Raw genomic sequence first — 24,790 nt, 5'->3', positions numbered from 1 at the left:
AAAGAAACACAAACAGCTAATCCATATAACTATATAATGATTCCTCACATTCAGTTTCATATATCTCTACCCAAGTATTAACCAAACAAAAATACGTAAAACTATTCAGGCTACAAAAAAAGTCTAATTTTTTCGCATAAGACGTAAAAAAAGATTTACAAATAGACAAAATAAGTCATCAAAACATAGCTTTTTATCATACATTCTTATCGGTAAAATACCTGTAAACTTTTTAATTATTGGACAAAGCGCCCCCATGTTTGCAGGGAAATATGTACATTTGCAACTAGAAACAAGAACTATACATACAAATGAACGGTAAATCCTCTTACGAATTGCCAGATTTGGCTCATTCCATGGGAGCACATCTAGGCATTCAGTTCCTCGAAATGGAAGAGGGATATGTCAAAGCCCAAATGCCGGTAGACGAAAGGACCTGCCAACCATTTGGCATACTTAATGGCGGTGCATCCCTAGCCCTCGCAGAAATCGTAGCCGGACATGGCTCCATTCCATTATGCAGTGCAAATGAAATGCCTTGTGGCATTCAAGTCAGCGCCAATCATCTTCACATGGTTCCAAAAGGAGAATTTGTCATAGCCACCGGACGTCTCATCCATCGTGGACGGACATCTCACCTGTGGAATGTAGATATTACCAACCAGGAAGGAAAACTAATTTCTACAGCTCGCATTGTCAATCAAATAGTCAAGAAAAGACCATGAAAACGCCGGAAACTATATATCACCATCTTATTGACTCATTCACCCATAGCAACGTATCTTTTGCGTTGTACAGACTTCCTTGGACTGATGAACCCATTCTCATCATGCAAGAGGAAGGCCAACCTGAATGTATCAGTAGCCTGAATGAGTTAAATCAGAAAAAAGGATTTCTTCTTTCTCCTTTTCATCTCACCTCATTCCGCCCGGCTACATTAATCCGTCCGGATATACAGGCACACGACTGGGGAGAAATAAAATCGGTCCTGCAAGAATGGATTACACGCCATCCGCAGTATACAGATTCTCATGCCACTGCACAAGAAAGTGTACCAGAATCTTATACAACTTCTGAAAAAGAAGAAAAAGACTTGTACACCGAAACATTCAGCCGTTTCATCATGCCGCTTAAAGAGAAGCAGTTCCGAAAGCTTGTGCTATCCAGAAGTACCACACAGATAATTAATGAACAGTTTTCTCCTCTTTCTGCCTTTATAAAGGCTTGCAACAGCTATCCGCGAATGATGATTTCGCTATGCCATACCCCTAGTACCGGCACATGGATAGGCAGTACCCCCGAAATTATACTTAGCGGACACGAAAGAAACTGGCATACAGTAGCATTGGCTGGAACTATGCCCATGCAAGGAGAAATCATGCCTACAGAATGGAGTAAAAAAAACAAAGAGGAACAGGCCTTTGTAGGAGAATATATCCGTAAGGCTATCAAAAAGTTTGGCAGCAAACTGACCGAAAAAGGTCCGTATACCGCACGTGCCGGTCAGTTAGTCCATCTGAAAACGGATTTCCATTTCTGTCTGAAAGATACTTCTCACCTGGGCGATGTATTACAAGAATTGCATCCTACCCCAGCTGTCTGCGGATTACCTAAAGAAGAAGCTTACCAGTTCATTCTGGATACAGAGCCACACGACCGTCTTTTCTATTCAGGCATCATCGGATGGATAGATCCCGAAGGGGATACCACACTTTATGTCAACCTGAGGTGTATGCACATAGAAAATAAGAAAGCGACACTCTATGCAGGAGGAGGTATTCTTCCCGATTCCACAGCTGATGCAGAATGGGAAGAAACACAGCAGAAAATGAATACCATGCGAAATATCCTGTAAATCTAACATATTAAAAATCATGTACACAGACAAGAAAAATATTCTTCAGCTTGTGGCGCTACTAAAGGCGCACCGGATACAAAAAATTGTGCTATGCCCCGGAAGCCGGAATATCCCGATTGTACAAACACTTGTAAACATTCCGAAATTTACCTGCTACCCCGTCACAGACGAACGAAGTGCAGGATTTTTTGCCTTGGGACTGGCACTGAACGGAGGTAGCCCGGCTGCCATCTGCTGCACATCAGGTACAGCCTTGCTCAATATCCACCCGGCCGTAGCCGAAGCTTTCTACCAGCAGGTACCGCTTGTCGTCATTTCGGCCGACCGCCCTGCCGCATGGATTGGCCAAATGGACGGACAGACACTTCCTCAACCTGGCGTATTCGGAAGTTTGGTGAAAAAATCAGTCAACCTGCCAGAAGTACAGAGTGAAGAAGACGAATGGTACTGCAACCGCCTCATCAACGAGGCACTCATGGAACTTGACCATCACGGAAAAGGACCTGTACATATCAATGTACCTATCAGTGAACCTTTTTTCAAGCTACCGGTCACGGAACTTCCTGAAGCACGTGTCATTACCCGCTATCAGGGACTGAATGTGTACGACAAGGACTACCAGCCACTCATCGACCGCTTGAACCGCTACCAGCGACGGATGGTCGTAGTGGGACAAATGAACCTGATTTATTTGTTTGAAAAGAAATACACCAAGATGCTCTACAAGCATTTTGCCTGGTTTACCGAGAATATCAGCAACCAGACCATTCCGGGCATGCCTATCCGCAACATCGAGCCATTGCTCTGCTCTATGGATTTCGAAGCCCAGCAGAAGATGCGTCCGGAGTTACTGATTACTTACGGAGGACATATCATCTCCAAACGATTGAAAAAATTCCTTCGCCGTCATCCACCGGTAGAACACTGGCACGTGGCTACTGACGGACAGGTAGCAGACCTTTTCGGTTCACTGACCACCGTGATTGAAATGGACCCGTTTGAGTTCTTAGAAAAGATTGCCCCGATGATGGACAGCCGCACACCGGAATATCCCCGCACATGGGAGGCTCTGTCGAAGAATATTCCGCAAGCCGTATTCCCCTACTCCGAAATGAGTGCCATCGGGAAAGTCATCAATCACCTGCCAACTCCTTGTTCCCTTCACCTGGCTAACAGCTCCACTGTGCGTTACGCCCAGTTGTTCCCTCTGCCAAACGACGTGGAGGTGTTATCCAACCGGGGAACCAATGGCATCGAAGGTTCTTTGTCTACTGCCATCGGCTATGCTACGGCGTCCGACAAGCTCAATTTCATCTTCATCGGCGACCTGAGTTTCTTCTATGACATGAACGCACTCTGGAATGCCAACTATGGAAGCAACGTACGCATCCTGCTCCTCAACAACGAAGGTGGAGAAATATTCCATGCGCTACCGGGACTGGAAATGGCAGACAGCAGCCGACGCTTCATTACGGCCACTCACCGCACTTCTGCCAAAGCATGGGCTGAAGACCGGGGATTCCAGTACCTTTCTGTCCACAATGAAGAGGAACTTGACCAGGCAGTAGAGATATTCACCCAGCCATCCATTACCTCACAGCCCATGCTGATGGAGGTATTTACAGAAAAGGACAAGGACATCGAACACCTGAAAACGTATTATCACAACCTAAAAAAATAGCAATATGTCACAACCCAGAGAATGGAAAACCATCAAGGAATACCAGGATATTCTTTTTGAATTTTATAATGGAATCGCCAAGATTACCATCAACCGCCCGAGATACCGCAATGCGTTCACTCCGACCACCACTACTGAAATCAGTGACGCATTGTATTACTGCCGCGAGTGTCAGGACATCAATGTTATCGTACTGACAGGAGCTGGCGACAAGGCTTTCTGCTCAGGAGGCGACATGCACGTGAAAGGCCACGGCGGATATGTAGGTACCGACGGAGTTCCCCGCCTGAATGTGCTCGACGTACAGAAACAGATTCGTTCCATCCCGAAACCGGTGATTGCCATGGTCAACGGATATGCTATCGGTGGCGGACACGTGCTTCACGTAGTCTGCGACCTGACCATTGCTTCAGAAAATGCTATCTTCGGTCAGACAGGGCCTCGCGTGGGCAGCTTCGATGCCGGATTTGGTTCTTCTTATCTGGCTCGTATCGTAGGCCAGAAGAAAGCCCGCGAAATCTGGTTCCTCTGCCGCCAGTATTCTGCCCAGGAAGCACTGGATATGGGACTAGTCAACAAAGTCGTACCGTTCGACCAACTGGAAGATGAAGTGGTAGAATGGGCTGAAACCATGATGCAGCACAGTCCGCTCGCCCTGCGAATGATTAAAGCCGGACTCAATGCAGAACTCGACGGACAGGCTGGTATTCAGGAACTCGCCGGTGACGCAACCATGCTTTACTACATGACAGAAGAAGCACAAGAAGGTGGAAAAGCCTTCCTCGAAAAGCGGAAACCCGACTGGAGCAAATACCCTAAATTCCCCTGATTATTCTCTCATTTCACTTTTTTATCGGACAGAAAGCAGAAACCACTTCCGCTTTCTGTCCGCTTTTATTCCCTTCACAACAGACCTATATGTACACACTGAAAATCATTCCGCGCACACTTCATTTCAAACAACCGGCCGGTACCTCACGCGGGGTATATCACACCCGGCAGGTATGGTATCTGCTACTTACTGACACTGAAACCGGACAATATGGCGTAGGTGAATGTGCTCCTCTGCCCGCGTTAAGCTGCGACGACCTGCCCGATTATCCTCGCCTGTTAGCTGAAATCTGTGAGAAAACAGCCGCAAATGGCTACATTGATTATGAAGCACTTCGTCCTTACCCCTCTATATTATTCGGACTGGAAACCTCATTTGCCCATCTGCAGGCCAACAGTCTGCAGTTCTGGGATACCCCTTTCAGTCGCGGTGAACAAGGTATTCCCATCAACGGACTCATCTGGATGGGAAATTTCGATGAAATGTACCGCCGCATAGAAGAAAAGATGAAAGCCGGATTCCGGTGCATCAAGGTGAAAATCGGAGCGATTGAATTTGAACGTGAACTGGAACTGCTGGCTCACATCCGTCACCATTTCTCAGCTGCCGACATCGAACTCCGGGTAGATGCCAACGGAGCCTTCAGTCCTGAAGATGCCTTACGGAAACTGATACAGCTGAACGAATTTCAACTGCACTCCATCGAACAGCCCGTACGCGCCGGCCAATGGGAAGTCATGAAAGAACTGTGTGCTACTTCACCCTTCCCCATCGCACTGGATGAAGAACTGATTGGAGTAAATGAAACGGAACGGAAAATCCAGCTGCTGGATACCATCCGCCCACAATACATCATCTTAAAGCCGTCCTTGCACGGAGGTATCCAGGGAAGCAAGGAATGGATTACATTGGCTCAGGAAAGAGGCATAGGCTATTGGGTAACCTCCGCCTTAGAATCCAACATCGGACTCAATGCCATCGCACAGTGGTGTGCCACTCTCCAGCCTGAAATGCCTCAGGGGCTGGGCACCGGTATGCTTTTCACCGACAACATTGACTACCCGCTGCACATTGAAAGCGACTGTCTGTGGTTCCATCCTGAAGAAAAGACACCCGATTTCCTGACTTATCTGCAAACCATCTGACATGAACGCCACTCCATTTATTACAGCAATAGCCCGTCAGTCCATCTTGATTGACGGGAAATGCTACACTGCTCATGAAGTCCATATACCTGAAGGCGAATCACAAAGTCTGCTGCAAAAACGATTCCATGCGGAATATGGAGCAGACAGCTTTCAGGCCTCACTTGCCGATTTCTTAGCAGAATGGTTTAATGACAGCACCACCGTACTGGTGCATACCTCCGGCTCCACCGGAACCCCCAAACCGCTCCGGGTAGAAAAACAACGCATGATGCAGAGTGCCATGCTGACAGTCCGTTTTTTAGGTCTGAAACAAGGAGACACCGCCTTGCTTTGTATGCCCCTGAAATACATTGCCGGAAAAATGGTGGTCGTCCGTGCGTTGGTAGCCGGCCTGAACCTGCTACCAGTTACTCCTTGCGGACATCCGCTGGCAGAGATAAATGCCGCTCCTGAATTTGCTGCCATGATACCCATGCAGGTATACAATTCACTGCAAATACCTGCCGAAAAAGAATGTTTGCAACAAATACGCCATCTCATCATCGGCGGTGGAGCAATAGACAGTACATTATCCACGGAATTAGCGTCATTTCCTCATGCCGTATGGAGCACCTACGGAATGACCGAAACCCTTTCTCACATCGCCCTGCGACGACTGAACGGACCGGATGCCTCCGACTGGTACACCCCCTTCCAAGGAGTCAAGGTCTCACTCTCTCCGGAAAACACCCTGACCATTGAAGCACCAGCCGTTTGTGCAGAGAAACTGACCACAAACGACATCTGTGAGTTCAATGCCCAGGGACAGTTTCATATTTTAGGACGGAAAGACAATACCATCAACACCGGAGGAGTGAAGATACAGATTGAGCAGGTAGAAAATGCACTGAAAACTGCGCTGCCGATTCCCTTCATGGTGACTGCCGTGCCCGATCCGAAATTTGGAGAATGCATCGTCCTGCTGCTGGAAAGCGAAGAACAGACCGATGTCCCCCCTCTGTTAGCACAGGCTTACAACCAGCTTCCGGTCTATTGGCGACCGAAACAGACCTTCTTCGTCCAGCATCTTCCACAAACTGAAACCGGAAAACCCGACCGCGCCACCGCACGAAAAGTGGCCCAAGAAATCGCAAGCGCGAAAAAGAAATAAGTAAAAATCCCCTTGTATATGAGCATTTGATTCTTTAACTTTGTTTAAAATTCAAATGCTCATTTTTTAGCTGACATCAAAACTATGGAAGAATACACTTTCCTCGCCCCCTTGCTGCTGACTATCGGGGGGCTCATCATTGGAGCGATATTGAAATCATTGCTCAAGCACAGCCGCCTGCCCTACACGGTAGGTCTGTTTGCCATTGGAATCATTTTAGGAGTCATGAACCGTACAGGCGTCTTTCAATCGCTACCGGAACTGCATGATGCGGTCAGTTCCGTCGCCAATATCAATCCCGACCTGATTCTTTATCTTTTTCTACCCATCCTGATTTTCGATGCAGCCTACGAACTCAACCTGCACATTTTCAAGAAGACATTGGCCAACGCTACCCTGTTAGCGGCACCGGGACTTATCATCTGCATGCTGCTGACGGGAGCCCTCATGATGGGAGTAGCGACCTTCATCCCCGGTTTTGAATCGTGGACATGGGCATTTGCACTGATGTTCGGAGCCTTAATCAGTGCCACCGACCCGGTGGCCGTAGTAGCCCTGCTGCACGAGTTGAAAACCAGCAAACGCTTCTCTACCCTTGTCGATGCGGAATCCCTGCTGAACGATGGTACAGGCATCGTCTGCTTCATGCTTTTCTTCGGAGCATACGCCGCCGGAGAAGCCACTCATGCCTCTCCTGTCATTACATTTATCCGTGAAGTGGGCCTCAGTACCTTTTTAGGATTTCTGTTGGCACGGATTATCATCTGGTTCATCACGCGCATCAACTCGGAAGAGATGGTACAGAACAGTGTTATCATCTTAGCGGCTTACCTCACCTTCATTCTCTCCCAATATTATCTTGGCGTATCGGGAGTGATTGCCCTTGTGGCTTTCGGACTGACCGTCACTTACGTAGGAAAACCCCGGTTAAAACCGCAGGTGAATACGTTCATGGAGCATTTCTGGGAACTACTGACCTACATAGCCAATACCCTGATTTTTATCCTGGTGGGAGTAGTCATTGCCGAAAAAGTGGATTTCTCCTGGGGAGCATTAGGCGTGCTGATACTTATCTACATCGCTCTTAACCTTATCCGCTTTGCCATGATTATGCTGCTCTACCCTGTGATGAAACGCCTGGGATACGGACTGACCCGACGCGAATCGGTTATCCTTACCTGGGGAGGATTACGTGGTGCATTGGCCATGACCTTGGCCCTGATGGTATCTTATACCCCGGCTATTCCGGAGGACATCCGCAGCCAAGTATTGTTCTTCACTGCCGGCATCGTTACCCTGACACTCTGCATCAATGCCACCACCATGCGCGCACTGCTGAACCGTTTGGGACTGACTCACGTGCCTTCTGCACGTACCATGTTGGCCTACCGCATTGAGAAGTCAATACGCGACAATTCCGAAAAATACCTGGAAGGATTGAAAAAGAGAGACGCCTTAGAAGGAGCCAACTGGCACAAAGTGGAAAGTTACATGACCGCACAACCGCAGGAGCCGGCCAAAAATCCACAAAACAAAGCCATGCTGCCGGAAATCCGTCTGCGTGTATTGGATAAGGAAAAAGCCATCTGCCGGGAAATCTATGAAGAAGGAGTCATCTCCAAACCCGTATTCCTCCGGCTCATGAACTCGCTGGATGAATTGTATGACCATGACGGAAACTACCCGCTGAACGTTCGTACCTCCATTTTCAAGTTCTGTCAGCGTACAGACCTGCTGAACACACTGCGAAATATTCCTTATCTGCAAAACTGGATGACCTTCTATTTCCGCGAACGCATCACGGTAGTGTACGACTTAGGCCGTGGCTTCATTATTCTTCAGAAAGGAAGTCTGAAACTACTGGAGGACCTGCGTGCATCAGAATGGGTAACCGGCGAACAGGACTCCGTGCTGGACACACTACGGGAAGAGATAAATGACAATATCAATCGCATGAGTGCCTTTATCAATAACTTGGCCGATAATTTCCCCAAAGCATACGGCCATGCACTGACCATCAAGTCCATCCGTATGCTGCTGAGCAATGAGCGTCGCACTGTAAAACAGCTTATCAACAACGGTATGCTTTCCGAAAAAGACGCAGAAAGAATCCTGGACGACATTGACGAACGTACGGATGAAATCAATTCATTCAGCCATACTTTCACCGCTTCTTTCTTGCGATGGCTGTTTTTTATTAAGAAAAAGAAAATCTATCGCAATTAAAAAAGGAAGCTGTGCCCTTACAAGGCACAGCTTCCTTTTCCAATATAATCACTGCTCACTTCTCCCTGATATTCTGGATGCCGCTGCAACCATATCACAGCATAAGAGCAAGTAGCAATAGCCTTCAATCCTTTGCATCGTCCATAATCATAAGCTGCCTGTACTAACGCAGAAGCTATGCCTTTCCCTCCAATAGCTTCCGGCACAATCGTATGTCGGATATCCAGCCCTTCGTCGTGAATTTTATAACTCACATGGGCTCTATGTCCCTCCAGTTCCACATAGAACTCCTGCCGGGATTCATCATGTTTTACTTCCATATCTTTTCTTTTTAGTAAACTGTACACAAGATAGGAAATATTCTTATTTTTACAAAAGAATAAAGCTAAAAATCAATGAAATTTCCGTTCCTTATCATGACTAAAGAATACCAGTTTCCTCCGATTACAAACATCATACAAAAATTATTTTTTCCTTGGAAGTATATTCGCCGAGGGACACTCGTAGTTAGTAATCGGCAATTTCACTTTTTTCAGATCTTTCAATCTGAATTTAGGCATATCTACACCTTTAGGGTACCTCTTACGAGAATAGATACGAAAGTACTCTAAACAAGCATCTTTCCACCACACCGCATCATTCGCTTGAATATCCAGCCGTTTAGCCACCGCCTGAAAACGCTCCTCATCCACATACAGTTTCATCTGGTTCCACACTTTCTGAAATTCACGTACCTTATCAACGCCTTGCTGATATTTATAACACAATTCATCCCAAAGAGTACGTCCAGACTTTAATGAATGATTCCAGTCTACATGATGAAACCACAACAAAAATTCCTCCGGACATAGCTCCAATGAATTGAATACGTGGGCTAAAGAGTCTGGATACTGAGACACCGCATCACTTCCAGAACGGCTCCGGTCAAACCCCAAACCTTTTTTGTCTGCCTGATGATAATACGACGGCAACCAATCTGCACGGGCACCCGGTACCTCACACCAGGGTTCTGGTCCGTAATGATGACTCCAGGCAAAAATATGATGTAATCCTAACGGCATCATGTAATCTACCACCGCCTCCCGACTATCCATCATTACTTGCGTCATGGGCTCTACGAACTTAGGGTCGGACGTAAAAGTCTGTGCCAGCCACTCTTTAGCTATTTCTTCAGAAGAAAGCGAAGGATTCCATGCCAGCCGGCCATACGCATACCAGTTAGCCTGTGCAAAATCATGTCCGCACCAGTTGGTATCATCACCTATATTGGCCACTCCAGCCACCCCTTTTAAAGAAGCAGGAGACACATACCGATAAAACTCCTTCCACATAGTAGCCAGGTAAGCCAGGTGATTGGAATGCCCTAAGTATTCCTGTGTAACCTGAAATTCAGCCATCAACGGGGTGTGGGGCATCGCACCAAACAACGGACTGTAAGGTTCTCTCGGCTGGAAGTCAATCGGACCGTTTTTCACCTGCACAATCACATTATCTAAAAACTTTCCATCCAAAGGTTTAAACTCCAGATAAGCCTGTTTGGCTCTGTCGGCATCCGACGGACTGTACACAAACGCACGCCACATCACGATTCCTCCGTAGGGTTTCAGGGCCCTTGCCATCATATTCGCTCCTTCGGCATGCGTACGCCCGTAATCGCACGGACCAGGCTGTCCTTCTGAATTAGCCTTGACCAGAAAACCTCCAAAATCAGGAATAAGACTGTAAATCTCATGTACCTTCTTTTTCCACCACTCAACGACCTCCTCATTCAACGGATCGGCTGTAGACAATCCTCCCAACTGCATGGGAGAAGCGAAGTTGACCGAAAGATAGACTTTTATTCCATACGGCCGAAAAATATCCGCAAGCACGCGTATCTTTTCAAGGTATTCGCTGGAAAGTATTTTAACCGAAGCGTTGACATTGTTAAGCACTGTCCCGTTGATACCAACCGAAGCATTGGCCCGGGCATACTCCTGATAACGTGCCGACATAGTATCTGAAAGTTCGTCCCACTGCCACAAGGACTTACCGGCATATCCACGCTCTATCGTACCATCCAGATTATCCCAATGATTCAGCACACGTACATCGAAGGCCGGTTTTTCCGCAATATCCAGACGGGTACAATCTGCCCCTTCTGCCTGCAAACGTAAAAGATGATAGGCCGCATAAAGCAAACCCTGTTCAGTAGTGGAGCCAAGCACTATCTTTTCATCGGAAGTACGTATGGTGTACCCTTCCCTCCCCAGCTTACGATGAGCTTCATCAGCAAACAGTTGTAGCTCAACCGCCTTTCCACGCCATAAAGAAGCCAGTTCCTCACGAGCTATGGCAATGGTAGGAGAAGAAATTGAACAACAGACAGACGCCTTTTCACAAGACGCCTGTCGCAACCAGAGTTTACTTCCATCTTCCGCAAATAAGGTCAGTCCGAAAGACAAAAGACATATACCCAACAAGTACTTTTTATTCATCCGCACTTCCTTTTATGGTCTGAATCTTACCCTCTTCATCGTATTCCAATTCAACCACTTTTAAACTGCGAAGCCAGGTCTTTCCACCTGAAGGAACACAATCATGATGGAAAAGATACCACTTTCCTTTATATTCTGCAATAGAGTGATGGGTAGTCCATCCTACTACCGGAGTCAGAATTACGCCCTGATATGTAAACGGTCCATAAGGATTGTCGCCTACCGCATAACACAACAGATGAGTATCGCCCGTAGAATAAGAGAAATAATATTTACCTTTATATTTATGCATCCACGAAGCCTCAAAGAAACGATGCGGATCGCCTGCAAACAAAGGTTTGCCATCTTCTCCCAATACGATGACCGGACGGGGTTCTTCTGCAAATTCCAACATATTATCCGATAATTTTACCACACGACTGGGCAAAGCCGGTTCATTATCAGCTGGGAGACATGGACTTTCAATGGCTTTGTTATCACGGTAACGCTGCAACTGTCCTCCCCAGATTCCGCCAAAATACATGTAGTAGCTTCCGTCATCATCGCGGAAAACTGCCGCATCAATACTGTAGCTTCCACGAATCGGATCGGGCTGAGGAATAAACGGACCTTCAGGTTTATCGCTAATGGCTACCCCCATACGGAAAATATCATTCCGGTCTTTCAACGGAAAATACAAGTAATATTTTCCATCCTTGCAGGCAATGTCACAGTCCCACAGCTGGCGTCCGGCCCAAGGTATATCAGCAACCTTCAAAGCCACTCCATGATCGACGATTTCACCCTTCATCACGTCATCCGTCGACAATACATGGTAATCATTCATATCAAAATGGTCACCGTTGTCATTTTCAGGAATACCTGATTCACGGTCGTGTGAAGGATAAATATACAAACGTCCGTTAAATACATGTACTGACGGATCTGCCATATAGTCGGCAGGAAACAAATATCTTTCTTCCTTTTTCATTTTTATATTGATTTATGAGACTCTTACTGAAAGCGTCTCCTGTTAAACGTTATTTCTGTGCAATAGCTGTCGTATCCGACTGCTCATCTATCATTTTCTGTATAAATTCCTTAGGTTGATAGTTCCGGTCAAAAAGCAACGGATAGTCTCTTCTTCCACGAATCGGGAAATCATTCTTCCACGAATCACTATCTGTAACTCCCCATGCCGTTACACGCGTCACAATATCGGCATGTTTTTCAAAAAGCTGGAAGAACTGCTGCATTCTTTTGTTCCAAGCCTGGCTGACAGAGTCAGGGAGTTCCTGCGGATAAGGATTCAATGTTTTCTTAAATGCAACCGTATCCGAGATGTTGGCACTGCGAAGTGCAGTAGGCAGCGCACTCATATCCCATTCTGTAATCATCACCTTGACACCAGCAGAAGCAAAAGCAAGCATACTTTCTTCAAATTTCTGAATGTCGGGGTAATCCATTCCCATGTGTCCTTGCATGCCTACAGCATCAATACGCAATCCTTTTTCCTTCAATGAACGGACAAGCTTCACAACTCCTTCCCGACGACCCTGCACGTCCATACCATAATCATTATAATAAAGTTCGGCATCCGGGTCAGCCTCGTGCGCATACTGGAAGGCCAGTGGAATAAACTCTTCTCCCAAGATTTCATAAAATTTACTTTTGCGATAAGAGCCGTCTTCCACAATAGCTTCATTCACCACATCCCAGCCTTTCACCTTTCCTTTGTATCGTCCTACAACGGTCTGGATATGCGTTTTCATACGCTGTTTCAACTTTTCAGGAGAAACATTCTGACCCTTTTCATCTACGCAGAACCAGTCCGGAAGCTGAGAATGCCAAATCAAGCAATGTCCTATCACCGTCATTCCATTATCTATTCCGAACTGCACAAAGCGGTCGGCATCCTCAAAATGGAACTCTCCCTCTTTAGGCTGAATTTCTCCGCATTTCATACAGTTCTCTGCCACAATGGAATTGAAATGCTGCTTCACAATCTTCACTGCTGAAGTATCAACACCAGATGACTGACGTACATTCAGCGCTACCCCCATTAAAAACTTGTCTCCTACAACCTCTTTCAAAGATTTCTCTGATACAACCGTATCAGAAACCTTACTCCCGCACCCCATAATAAACAGGCTGCACAGCATCCATGATGCAATGTGTTTGTTCCTCATATAGCTTTTTCTTAATTAATAGTCACTCTTACTTCTTCGAGCAGTTAATTCTGCCTGCATTTTCTCATTGTATTCTTTACTGATAGGATAGAAACATAATGCCACCACACCGACAAAAAAGAATGCGGCTGGAATCAGACTTGATGAAAGAATGATGCCATGAACGGCTGTATCACTTTGAGCTATATCCGCTCCAGAAACATAACCAAATCCCGACAGCAAGAAGCCCAATACAGCTCCTCCAATACCTAATCCGGCTTTCAGGGCAAACACCACTCCCGAAAAGATAAATCCCGTAGCACGACGATAATTGATATATTCCGAATGGTCGGCCACATCGGCAATCATAGCCCAAAGCAAAGGAACCGTTGGTGCATAAGCCAAGCTCTTCAAGAAGTTCAATACGAACATCATTTCAATATCGTATTTTGAAGGGAAATAGAACAAAGCCGTGAAAATAGCCGTCAGCGCAAGACATACAATAAACGTACGCTTCTTGCCATATTTGTTGGCTAAAAATTCTGATAAACAAATTACGCCGAAAAACTGAACCAAGGCTCCCACCATATTGAATACGCCAAAGCCCACTTCGTATGCTTTGTCCGGAGAAGTTACAATCAACCCGAAAGCATCAAGTATATGATACCCGACTGAAGTTCCACCGTCAGTGGCTACCAACCCGATATTATCCAGGAAAGTAAACAAAGCTGCCTTATCCACATAGTTTTCAAAATAATAGTTCATGGCACTTCCCCACATAGCCAGTGTGATGAACACAAAAAGAGTCAAGAAAAACATGGCACGCCAGGGCACACTGCTTAATACATCTTTTATATCCTGACGGGTATCATTTTTCTGATTGGCAGGCGGAGTAATACGTTCTTTTGCTGAGAAAAATACAATTACCAAAAACAAGAAACCTACGGCAGCAAACAAGGATATGGTACAGAGCCAGCCATGTGCCTTGTCACTACCTTCCGAAAACTTGCTGACCAACGGTAAGGTAAGTCCTTGTACCACAAACTGTGCAATTGTAGAAAAGACGAAACGCACAGAGGTAATACTGGTACGTTCTTTAATATCTGACGACATGACTCCTCCCAATGAAGAATAGGGTGTATTATTAAAAGAATACATCGTCATCAGTAAGGTGTATGAAATTGTAGCATACAAAGCTACCAGTCCTTTTTCTTCAATGCCCGGATTGTAAAAGGCCAGTACATAGAACACCATGAAAGGAAGTGCTGTCCATAATACCCATGGACGATATTTTCCCCATTTCGTCTGAGTCCGGTCAGACAAAATACCGACAGTGGGATCTACAAACGCATCCACAATACGTGCTACCAACATGACGGTTCCTGCAATTGCTCCTTCCAGCCCAAACACATCCGTATAGAATTTGGTCTGGTAAATCATCATCATCTGGAATACCAGATTTGCGGAACAGTCTCCTAATCCATAGCCCACCTTTTCGGCCATGGATACTTTCTGATTCTGAATCTTACTCATATCTGTTTATTATTTTTCATTCTGTATTACTGCTTCCACCAGACGGGTAGCTGCTGTTTTTTTATCCAAAGGATGGATGTCATTCCATTCTCCCGTATCACTATTCTTTATCAGTGTAACGTGTGCATTCTCACGGGCAGTTTTCGCCTGCTGTTTTCTCAACTCAGCCCATGCTGCTCTTCCCGGATCATCCGGTGCCAGGAAATCAGCTAATTCAATGATATAGAAAGGAAGATTTTCATCTTTGAAAAGTGTTCTCCAGTCGGCTATCAATGCACTGAGCAAAGACGAATATTCGCTCCAACGGCCCACATTTGACTCTCCCTGATACCACACCACTCCTTTGAACGTATAATGACGTAATGGATAAATCATCCCATTATACAAGCCAACAGGAGTGTAATGAAAGGCTGTAGAAGAAGGAGAAGGGGGCATCACCGTACCTATTTTGTGCTTCCATCCCCCTTCCAGATTTACTTCTTTCCCGTCACAAATCAACTTATAAGGCTTTTCCTTTACAAAAGAAGGACGTCCTCCATAACTAAACAACCGTACAGTAAGTTGATTTTTTCCCTTCTTCAGCAACTTGGAAGGTACTTTATAAATACGAGGAGGATACTGATAGGAAACAGTGCCGACGAAATGTCCGTTTACAAACACAGAGTCTGCATCCACAATGCATCCTAAACGTAAAACGGCTTCTTTCCCACTCCAGTCCTCTGGTATAAAAAAGTCCTTCCTGAACCAATGCACTCCGTTCAAAGGACGGCCATTACGAATGGCCCAATTATCTGAAAACATATCTACCTGTTCCCAATCCGAATCATCATAATCCTCCGTATACCAGGGTGTCACACCATGAAGTCCTGCATCAGACTTATACAATACTTTATTCCATGCCTGTTGATGCAGCCTTTCAGTCTCTGTTATCCGAGAAACTAATTCTGTATCCTCATACAAGGCCTTCTGATGTACATACTCCGGAAAGTTTTGCAATCCTTTTTCACTAACCCAAGCTTCCACCGGAGTTCCTCCCCAACTTGCATTAATAATACCTACCGGCACATTAGTCTTTTCTTCCAGCAACCGGGAAAAGAAATAACATATCGCAGAAAAATCTTTTACATTTTCGGTCGTCATCGGACGCCAGGTTACAGGACGAATATCTTCTTTCTGTTGAGAAAAATCATACGAATAAGGAACTTTCACATATCGAACAGAGGTATTTTCATATCCTTCTATCTCGTCTGCATATTTATCCATTACTCGATTAACCGGAAGTTCCATATTAGACTGACCTGAACATAAAAAGACATCTCCTACGAGAATATCATTTAAAACAATGTCGTTAATTGTCATAGAGTAAGGTCCTCCGGCTTTCATAGCAGGCAGTGTTACAGCCCATTTCCCATTCTCATCCGCCGTTACCTTATATTGTTTCTTATGAAACTTTACACAAACCTTCTCAGACGGATCAGCCTTACCCCATATTGTTAACGGAGCATTTCGCTGCAACACCATACCGTCTGATACCAGCACCGGTAAAACCACCTTTGCAAAAGCTCCAAAATCACAAGAAGCAAGCAAGGCTAAGCCTAATAAAAAACGTTTAATAATAAAATGTGTTTTCATATACTTTTCATTGTATTTTTCATTGATTTTTCACTGTAACAAAAATAGTGAAAGGTTATTAATACGTATGTCCGACAGGATACCAAGCTTACATCTATGGTTACATTTCATTTTCTATTGTAACAAAAAGCATATGTATATGTTACACCATCTCTACAATAAGGGTATTAACGTCCACATACACTGCTTATTTTAAGCACCGCCCTACACCAGAAACTCTATAAAAAGTATCTATTTAATTCCTTTACTTTTCATTGAGAAATGAAAAAAAAGAATTTACTTTGCATCACTAACAATACGTACATTTCAACAAACTTATCCATTAGGGAAATAACCAAGTGTAAACTTATGATACAGATAATGAAAAACAAAACCTTTATTTTAATCATCTTTCTGTGTTTTCTACCTCTTTTTTGTAAAGGACAGTTTTGTAAGTTATATTCAACTCATGGAGATATATCCAGCAGTATGATTAACCATATATACCAAGATTCCAAAGGATATATATGGGTGTCTACAGAAGATGGATTAAACAAATACGATGGCGCCAAATTTGTTAATTACAAAAATCATTTCAATGATTCTACTTCATTGCTTGGGAATCATGTATACAGAACATTTCAGGACGCCAAAGGCAATTTGTACGTACTTTCAATCAAAGGACTTCAGATTTACAATTATAAATCAGATTCTTTCATTACAATTAATAAATCCAACTCAAGTTATGAATACAACAATAAAAGTATTGCACAGCTCAGCGACGGCAGCATATTAATAGGAACAAGTGGGTATGGCATCAAAGAACTATCTTTTAACGATAGTGGAAATTTTCAAGTTAAAGATTGGAATACATCTTTAATTGGACATACTATCAATGATATCATGGAAGACCATAAGGGGAATATATGGATTTGTACGGAATACCATGGAGTGGTCAGAATTGACAAAAATAAAAAAATTCATCACTATACTCTTGGAAAGCCTTATGGAAATCAATTTATCAATTGTTGTACAGAAGACTCAAATGGCAATATATATGCAGGAACCAGCGGACGAGGAGTATTTATATACAATCAAGAAGATGACACCTTTCATCAAATATTTCATTCCAGTTTCCCCATTAAAGTATTTAAGCAGAATAATAATCTCATGCTGATTGGTATTGATGGAGAAGGAATTGTAGCTTATGACATTTCAAAAAAATCCATAGCCAACACGGATTTTTACATAGACAACATAAACATCAAGAAAAGCAAAGTACATTCTTTGCTGACAGACAGCAGCAATAATCTTTGGATTGGTATCTACCAGAAAGGAGTAGCATTTATTCCTTCACAAGCGAATATGTTTAACTACATCGGAAACTTCTCATCTATCCGAAATTACATAGGAAGCAATTGTATTACAGCTTTGTGCGAAACCACAGATAAGGGTAAACTAATTGTAGGTACAGACAATGATGGTATTTATTTATTAGACAAAAACTACAACTTTATTCAACATCTAACTCAAGATAAAAACCCGGATGTTCCTCCTACCGTCATGTGCCTTTTTGAAGATTCCAATAAAAAGGTATGGATAGGTTCATACCTTAGTGGAATATCTTTATTCGATTCGCAAACAAACAAACTTTCAAAAACTTCACTGCGAAATAATGAAGGGAATGAAATAACAAAAGTATATAGATTCGTAGAAGACCCTCATAAAAGATTGTGGATAGGCACAATGGGAACAGGGCTTTATTATGTAGATTTACCAGCTTCATCGGCTTCTTATAGTGACCTGAAAGTACATCAGGCTCTATCAGAGAAAGAAATCAATCAATGGATTAATACTTTATTGTATATTCCAAACGGACGATTGTATATAGGTACTTATGATGGTATTAAATGCATAGATACTGAGAAACTCAAAGTCGTAGGTAAGGAAAAAGTGCTCATAGGCTTAAGTATAAATACCATTGCACAAGGGCCAGACGACCATATATGGGCAGGAACCCCGGAAGGAATTTATGTAATGGATTATAATTTGAATATAATTGAGAAATTTACAACTCACAATGGACTCCCCAATAATCTGATCTCATCAATCATTGTGGATAAAAACAAGGATATATGGGTAAGTACAAGTCAGGGAATTGCCAAATATAATTCACACAACAAATCGTTTATTCCTTTCTTTGCATCAGACGGATTATACAATAATGAATTTTCAAGAAATGCCTATTGCATATCTCCCGACGGAAAAATTCTGTTTGGAGGAACCAATGGTATTGTCTTTTTTAACCCGAATGACATCGAAACACAGAAGTTTCAAAGCAATATAAGAATTACCGGTTTCTATCTGCATGATAAAGCAGTCAACGAAATGACTCAATCCGGAAGTTATCATGTGATAGATAATGATATATTTCATACCAAAGAAATCAATCTGTCCCACTATGACAATTCGTTTTATATAGAATTTGCTACAGACAATTTCATTTCCCCACAAAACTATTTATATTCCATGAATAATGGAACATGGAACTCTTTTCCCAAAGGAAGCTCCCGTGTTTCCTTCAGTAATCTTCCTGTAGGAAAATACGAATTTAAAGTAAAAGCAATCAATGGCACTTCTGAATCTAAAATAAAGACAATAGTCATTAATATACATCCTGCATGGTACAACTCCGGTCTGGCATGGGTTATCTATATCTTAATCATCATTAGTATAATAGCCATCTTTATACATCAGGCTAAAGAAAAATACAGAGTAAGACAGGAGATGCTAAAGCACAAACACTTGGAAGAGATTAATGAAAGTAAATTACAGTTCTTCATTAATATTTCTCACGAAATCAGAACTCCGATGTCTTTAATTATCAGCCCATTACAGAAATTAATATCTACAGATAATGACAGCGAAAGACAAAAAAGCTATTCATTGATAGAACGTAATGCGCAAAGAATTCTAAACCTGATCAACCAATTAATGGACATCAGAAAGATAGATAAGAACCAAATGAAGCTAAGTTTCACAGAAGTGGATTTAATCAGCTTTATCAATGACATAAAAAATACATTTGCATATCAAGCAGCTGCTAAAGGAGCTAAATTAAACATTATAACCCAAATGGAGAGCCTGAAAGTTTGGCTGGATCCTAATAACTTTGACAAAGTAATCTTTAATTTACTCTCAAACTCCTTCAAACATATCCAGAATGAAGGAGAAATCAACATATATATCAACTCCGTCAATAACTCTTCAAATGTTTATCCATTGAATAACTATGCAGAAATCATTATTGAAGACAATGGAACCGGCATAAAGGAAAGTGAGATGGAACGTATTTTTGAAAGATTCTATCAAATAAGCGATGACCGGTCACGAAGCAAAGGAACCGGAATCGGACTTCATCTATCTATGTCGCTCATAAAGATGCATCATGGTACTATCACGGTCAAGAACAATGAAAACAAGTCCGGATGTAGTTTTACCATCCATATTCCATTGGGATGTAGCCATCTGTCAACCGAAGAACTTTATCAGAATAGTAATAAGAATATTTCAGAGCAACCATCCATTGAAGATCAGCCTCTGCAACATATTCCGGCTTCTATTGAAGAAAACGAAAATAGCGAAGACGGCACTAAAAAAGTAATCAGGAAAAAGCATTCTATATTAATTGTAGAAGATGAAGATGAGATACGAAATTATCTGCTCACTGAATTAGGAAGTCATTTCCGTGTGTTAAGTTGTAGCAACGGGAAGGAAGCACTCGACCTTATTATGCACCACATGCCTGATTTGGTTCTAAGTGACATCATGATGCCGGAAGTAAACGGTATCACGTTGCTTCGTAAATTAAAGCAGAATATCAAAACCAATCATATCCCGGTAATCCTTCTTACCGCCAAAAACAGTGAAAAGGATTATATCGAAGGACTTTCCCTAGGGGCAGACGCCTATATAGCCAAACCTTTCAACCTGGATATTTTAATAACAACTATTGAAAACCTGATTAAAAACAGAGAAATATTACGCAATAACTTTAGCGGAAAGCAAGAACAAAACGACAATATTGAAGTGGCACAACCTCAGTCTGCAGATGAAAAGCTGATGCAAAAGGTTCTAAAAGTAATCAATAAGAACCTGAATAATCCAGATTTAAATGCAGAAATGATTGCAGCCGAAGTGGGTATAAGTCGTGTACACCTATACAGAAAACTAAAAGAACTGACCAACCAGTCTACCCGGGATTTTATCAGGAATATCAGACTGAAACAAGCAGAAATCCTGCTGAAATCTGAAAAGAATTACAGTATGTCTGAAATAGCCCAACTGGTAGGTTTCAACAATACGACTTACTTCTCCAATGCATTCAAAGAATTGTACGGAGTATCCCCCAGTAAATATACGGAACGCTGTAAAGAAAAAGAAGAGGAGAAGAAAGATGAATAAAAAGAGAGGAGATAGACGGGGTTGACCGAGTCCATCTCCTCTCTTCGTATAAATACCCTATTACTTACTCTTTTTCAAAAGTTCAAGCATGGTAAAGGCATATCTCTTGCCAAGTTCTCTATAGCCAGCTGCACTAAAATGCAATCGATCGGATACGGCCTCACATCCTTCAGAAGAAACCACATGTACTACAGGAATCGTTTCAGGTAATTTCTGAATCACCGGATTCATCGATGCACAAGCTCCCCCTTGCCCCTCAGACACAAGCTCACCAACTAAAAGAGGCAATGAGTTAGGCTGCAAACCAAGGTCTGAAAGAATATTATCGTATACTTTTTTTACCTTCATCGGCCAATCCGAATCTCCGGTATTGGATTCTCCTTGATGAAGAAGTATACCTTTTATAACTCCACACCGAGAAGCTTGTTTAGCAAGCTCGATTAATCTGGCATAAGGATTTCCATCATACTCAGCTACCATATTTTTTAACCAGTCTGGAGATCCAGCCACATACGATGCATAATTATCCTTATCAAATAATTCTATTCTACATCCTCCCACAGCCACATTAATAACACCTATTTCGACATCAGCTGGAAGGCTATCTGCCAATGTTCGTCCAAAATAGTCTGCTGGAGTTAAACCCGTTCCACATCTTGCCAAAGGAGGAACAGCAGTGTACCACTTACCTTTTTCCCGTCCTAAATCCGGGCAATCTACAGCTTGAAGCACCTTGAAACGCGGAGTTACATTCACCGTATCACACGCTTCTATTTTTGCATTTCCCTCCATATTCGACTGTCCTAAACAAAGATAGATATGAAACTTCTCATTCACCTTCTCGGTTCCAGTCTGAGCCTGTGCAGAAACAGGTCCCAAAGACAAAGCCATCAATGATGTCAATGTCACAAACATTCTTTTCACTTCCATTAGTTCAAAATTTATATTCAACAGTTATCTCTATTTATTTTTATCAAAAAGCTATTTTTAACTCCTCACCCTTATAGACTACAGACTTTTCTGTTACGTTCGATTTTACATCTGAGGACAAAGCTATTTTTACAATCTTAAGGTTCCGCACCGGTTCCATCCCCTCATACTGACCACTCCGTTTACCAATAATCAAAATGGAATGCGCATCATCCCAAAACAGACGAATGCAAGAATATCCTCCTTTTTGATAGTTGTAGTCTGTACCTTCATCCTCATACAATTGATAGGCTCCATCTGTTCCTGCATAAACACGTATCTCCAAATCTGATTTCAAGGCTTTCTGCGCATTTTCTGCATATCCTGATGACAAAGGCAAGACAGTGCCAGCCTTGACAAATACAGGAATGTAGTCCGGAGAGACTGAAGTCTGAATCCAACCCGTTGACATATACTGATTGTCATGGAAATCATACCATCCACCCTGAACGGCAGGCAGGTATGTCTTCCACACGACAGGCCCCTCTTCCACGATAGGAGAAACCAGCAGAGACCGACCAAACATATATTGATATTTCAAAGATAAAGCTTGAGTATCCTGAGGGAAATCCATCATCAGAGGACGTAACATCGTACCATTTCCCAATGAGACACATGCTGCTTCAGAATAGATATATGGTAAAAGGCGGTAACGCAGCTCTAATGATTTACGAGCCATATCCGTCACTTTATCTCCATAATTCCAAAACTCCGTATTGGTCATATACCCATGTACACGCATCAAAGGTAAAAAGACAGAAGTCTGAAGCCATCTGGAAAAACGCTCATGAAAATGTGCATCTGTATACTGTGCATCGCCCGGACGAAAGAATCCTCCAGCATCATAAGTCCACCAAGGCAGACCACAAACAGAAATACCCAGTCCTGCAACAATCTGACGACGAAATGTATCCCAGTCATTCCCGACATCTCCAGACCAAGTAGCAACCCCATATTGCTGAATGCCAGGAAATCCGCTACGGGTAAGCAGAATAGTTCGAGAAATAGAATCACGTTGTTTTCCCTCATCAGTGGAAAGACCTCGTAAACCTTCATATATCGTTTTGTTGACCACAAGTGGATACACATTCCGGAACACTTCTCCGGGGAAAGTGGAATGGTTTACCCTACGTCCTACCAAATCGTCATTTTCCGGCTCCGTTGCATCCAGCCACCAAGCATCTATTCCTATCGGAAGCACCAGACTATCCCGAAAGTTCTTCCAATAAAAAGAAGCAGCTTCCGGTTTAAAAAAATCAACCCAAGGAGTACCTGGTATGTAATAGGACTTATCAGCTAAACGTTTTCCTAACACAGAATTCTGGTCCACTTTCGACCAAACCGACAACATCAATCTCATGCCCATCCGGTGAAGACTGTCGGTCATCTCCCGAGGTGCAGGATAATCTGTCTCGTCAAAACGCATGGCATTCCATCCATATTTTCCCCAGTACTGCCAGTCCTGTACCATCAAGTCAACCGGCAATTTTTTTCTTCGAAACTCGGAAGCCGTTTCCAGAATCTCTTTTTGAGAATGAAAACGTTCCCGGCAATGAATGTATCCCAAAGCCCACGCAGGCAACATAGGGACTTCTCCTGTCGCTTCCCGATAAGAAGCAATCACTTCATCGGCTGTTCCTGCAAAGAAAGTATAATCTATTCCATTCGATACCGGAGAGCGAAAAGTAGTAGTTTCATCTACTTTTCTAAAATACACTCTAGGTGCATCCTCATTAGTCAATTCGGCCCTTAAATTATGCTCTCCCGCTTTTAAATCTACCAATATGGAAACTGTAGGTGGCAACCAAAGATTATTCATGTCGACTACCGTATGCCCATCAATTGCCAGATTATGTCTACGCGCCATTACACTTCCCACATCCAGCATCAAAGCATACTGTCCGTCTGATTCTACTTTCAACTTACCCACAAATACATTACTTTCACGCACTTCCTCCTTCCCCCCTTCAGTAGAAGTCACATTCACGGTTACTTTATTTCCTCCCAAACCCGTTTTCTGAAGTGCAACTACCGAAGAAGCAGGATTAAAATCTGTCAAACCATAATTATTCCACAAAAGTCCGTATCCTTTATTCGACATCACAAAAGGAATGGCTATCTGTGTATTAACCTGGGTCAGTCTTCTGGTTAAACCACGCACATTCAAATAACCATCCTGAAACTGTCCTAACCCGTAAAGACACTCATCAAACGGAGAATGAAAAGTCTGCGTAGAAACATACGTTTTTTCCCCTTGCACAGAAGAAGACTCTATCAGACTCGCCTCCTCTCCTACTATTTCCTTGCCACCAGAAGAAAAGAACGAAATCCGTCCGTCAGATACAGAAAACCTGACATTCAAATTCTTTAAAGACAAAATATAACCATCCTTCTCCTTTTTCAGTACATAATCAGGAACCTTCTTTGGAAGATATACTAATTCTGGAACTTCATGAGCTATACCCATGCTTCGAATCACTCTTACAGCGTTGTTGGTCAGCGGACGAAGTTTCAACAGAGTGTCTGCTAATCGAAAAGTAACCTGCTCTGTCTCCTGCTTTTCCAACGTCCATTCCTGCAACTCATTAGCAGACGAGAGGCCGGGATCATTCCCGGCCAAACATTCTCCTCTCCACCCTACACAAGTGAAAACGGATAATAAAAATAAATTAACCCTGTTCATAGCATACGCAA

The 24,790-nt window shown here is 43.2% G+C and carries 15 protein-coding genes and 1 pseudogene; 8 read left to right on the top strand and 8 right to left on the bottom strand.

The features are described from left to right. The first annotated feature begins 311 nt into the window (after positions 1 to 311). The 7 genes from BACPLE_RS10080 to BACPLE_RS10050 all read left to right on the top strand — a co-directional run bounded on the left by BACPLE_RS10080 (position 312) and on the right by BACPLE_RS10050 (position 8,895). Positions 312 to 725 carry a PaaI family thioesterase gene (locus BACPLE_RS10080; protein ID WP_007561498.1) on the top strand — a complete coding sequence of 138 codons (414 nt, stop codon included), beginning with the start codon at positions 312 to 314 and terminating at the stop codon, positions 723 to 725. Beyond that, positions 722 to 1,855, top strand: a complete 1,134-nt coding sequence (locus tag BACPLE_RS10075; RefSeq protein ID WP_007561496.1) for an isochorismate synthase — start codon at positions 722 to 724, stop codon at positions 1,853 to 1,855. The genes BACPLE_RS10080 and BACPLE_RS10075 overlap by 4 nt, the downstream gene beginning before the upstream one ends. A 19-nt stretch (positions 1,856 to 1,874) precedes the next feature. Further along, positions 1,875 to 3,539 (top strand): 2-succinyl-5-enolpyruvyl-6-hydroxy-3-cyclohexene-1-carboxylic-acid synthase, encoded by a 1,665-nt coding sequence (gene menD, locus BACPLE_RS10070; RefSeq protein WP_007561494.1) that lies wholly within the window; start codon positions 1,875 to 1,877, stop codon positions 3,537 to 3,539. Positions 3,540 to 3,543: 4 nt separating this feature from the next. Next, a complete protein-coding gene (gene menB / locus BACPLE_RS10065) occupies positions 3,544 to 4,368 on the top strand; it encodes a 1,4-dihydroxy-2-naphthoyl-CoA synthase (RefSeq protein ID WP_007561492.1) in 825 nt (274 codons plus the stop codon). A gap of 89 nt (positions 4,369 to 4,457) precedes the next feature. Then, positions 4,458 to 5,516, top strand: coding sequence for an o-succinylbenzoate synthase (locus BACPLE_RS10060; RefSeq protein WP_007561490.1), 1,059 nt, complete (start codon positions 4,458 to 4,460; stop codon positions 5,514 to 5,516). Position 5,517: 1 nt separating this feature from the next. Further along, positions 5,518 to 6,669 carry an AMP-binding protein gene (locus BACPLE_RS10055; RefSeq protein ID WP_007561488.1) on the top strand — a complete coding sequence of 384 codons (1,152 nt, stop codon included), beginning with the start codon at positions 5,518 to 5,520 and terminating at the stop codon, positions 6,667 to 6,669. Between the two features lie 84 nt (positions 6,670 to 6,753). Beyond that, positions 6,754 to 8,895, top strand: coding sequence for a cation:proton antiporter (locus BACPLE_RS10050; RefSeq protein ID WP_007561486.1), 2,142 nt, complete (start codon positions 6,754 to 6,756; stop codon positions 8,893 to 8,895). A 17-nt stretch (positions 8,896 to 8,912) separates the two neighbouring features. Here the strand turns inward: BACPLE_RS10050 and BACPLE_RS10045 are convergent, their stop codons facing one another. The 6 genes from BACPLE_RS10045 to BACPLE_RS10020 form a co-directional block, all read right to left on the bottom strand. Continuing rightward, positions 8,913 to 9,215, bottom strand: coding sequence for a GNAT family N-acetyltransferase (locus tag BACPLE_RS10045; RefSeq protein WP_007561484.1), 303 nt, complete (start codon positions 9,213 to 9,215; stop codon positions 8,913 to 8,915). A gap of 144 nt (positions 9,216 to 9,359) precedes the next feature. Then, positions 9,360 to 11,372: an alpha-glucuronidase gene (locus BACPLE_RS10040; RefSeq protein WP_007561483.1), complete on the bottom strand. Its 2,013-nt coding sequence runs from the start codon at positions 11,370 to 11,372 to the stop codon at positions 9,360 to 9,362. Continuing rightward, positions 11,365 to 12,342: a glycoside hydrolase family 43 protein gene (locus BACPLE_RS10035; protein ID WP_007561480.1), complete on the bottom strand. Its 978-nt coding sequence runs from the start codon at positions 12,340 to 12,342 to the stop codon at positions 11,365 to 11,367. Before BACPLE_RS10035 ends, BACPLE_RS10040 begins: the two co-directional genes overlap by 8 nt. Before the next feature lie 49 nt (positions 12,343 to 12,391). Further along, on the bottom strand, positions 12,392 to 13,492 hold the full coding sequence (locus BACPLE_RS10030) for an endo-1,4-beta-xylanase (protein WP_235777928.1): 1,101 nt from the start codon (positions 13,490 to 13,492) through the stop codon (positions 12,392 to 12,394). A 63-nt stretch (positions 13,493 to 13,555) separates the two neighbouring features. Then, entirely contained in the window at positions 13,556 to 15,052 is a 1,497-nt protein-coding gene (locus BACPLE_RS10025) for an MFS transporter (RefSeq protein ID WP_007561476.1), read from the bottom strand. A gap of 9 nt (positions 15,053 to 15,061) precedes the next feature. Continuing rightward, the gene (locus tag BACPLE_RS10020; RefSeq protein WP_007561474.1) at positions 15,062 to 16,684 is read right to left on the bottom strand and encodes a sialate O-acetylesterase; all 1,623 of its coding nucleotides are present in this window, start codon (positions 16,682 to 16,684) and stop codon (positions 15,062 to 15,064) included. A gap of 261 nt (positions 16,685 to 16,945) precedes the next feature. Here BACPLE_RS10020 and BACPLE_RS10015 point away from each other — a divergent pair, with 261 nt between their 5' ends. After that, positions 16,946 to 21,127 (top strand): hybrid sensor histidine kinase/response regulator transcription factor, encoded by a 4,182-nt coding sequence (locus BACPLE_RS10015; RefSeq protein ID WP_007561473.1) that lies wholly within the window; start codon positions 16,946 to 16,948, stop codon positions 21,125 to 21,127. A 69-nt stretch (positions 21,128 to 21,196) separates the two neighbouring features. Here BACPLE_RS10015 and BACPLE_RS10010 read toward each other — a convergent pair. Next, a pseudogene (locus BACPLE_RS10010) lies at positions 21,197 to 22,018 on the bottom strand (sialate O-acetylesterase); the annotation flags it as partial. 82 nt (positions 22,019 to 22,100) lie between these two features. Beyond that, positions 22,101 to 24,779 carry a glycoside hydrolase family 31 protein gene (locus tag BACPLE_RS10005; RefSeq protein ID WP_007561470.1) on the bottom strand — a complete coding sequence of 893 codons (2,679 nt, stop codon included), beginning with the start codon at positions 24,777 to 24,779 and terminating at the stop codon, positions 22,101 to 22,103. Positions 24,780 to 24,790 lie beyond the last annotated feature (11 nt).

Source organism: Phocaeicola plebeius DSM 17135 (assembly GCF_000187895.1).
Classification (GTDB): Bacteria; Bacteroidota; Bacteroidia; order Bacteroidales; family Bacteroidaceae; genus Phocaeicola; species Phocaeicola plebeius.
The sequence above is the reverse complement of the archived record's forward strand: the minus strand, read 5'-3'. Positions and strand labels throughout refer to the sequence as shown.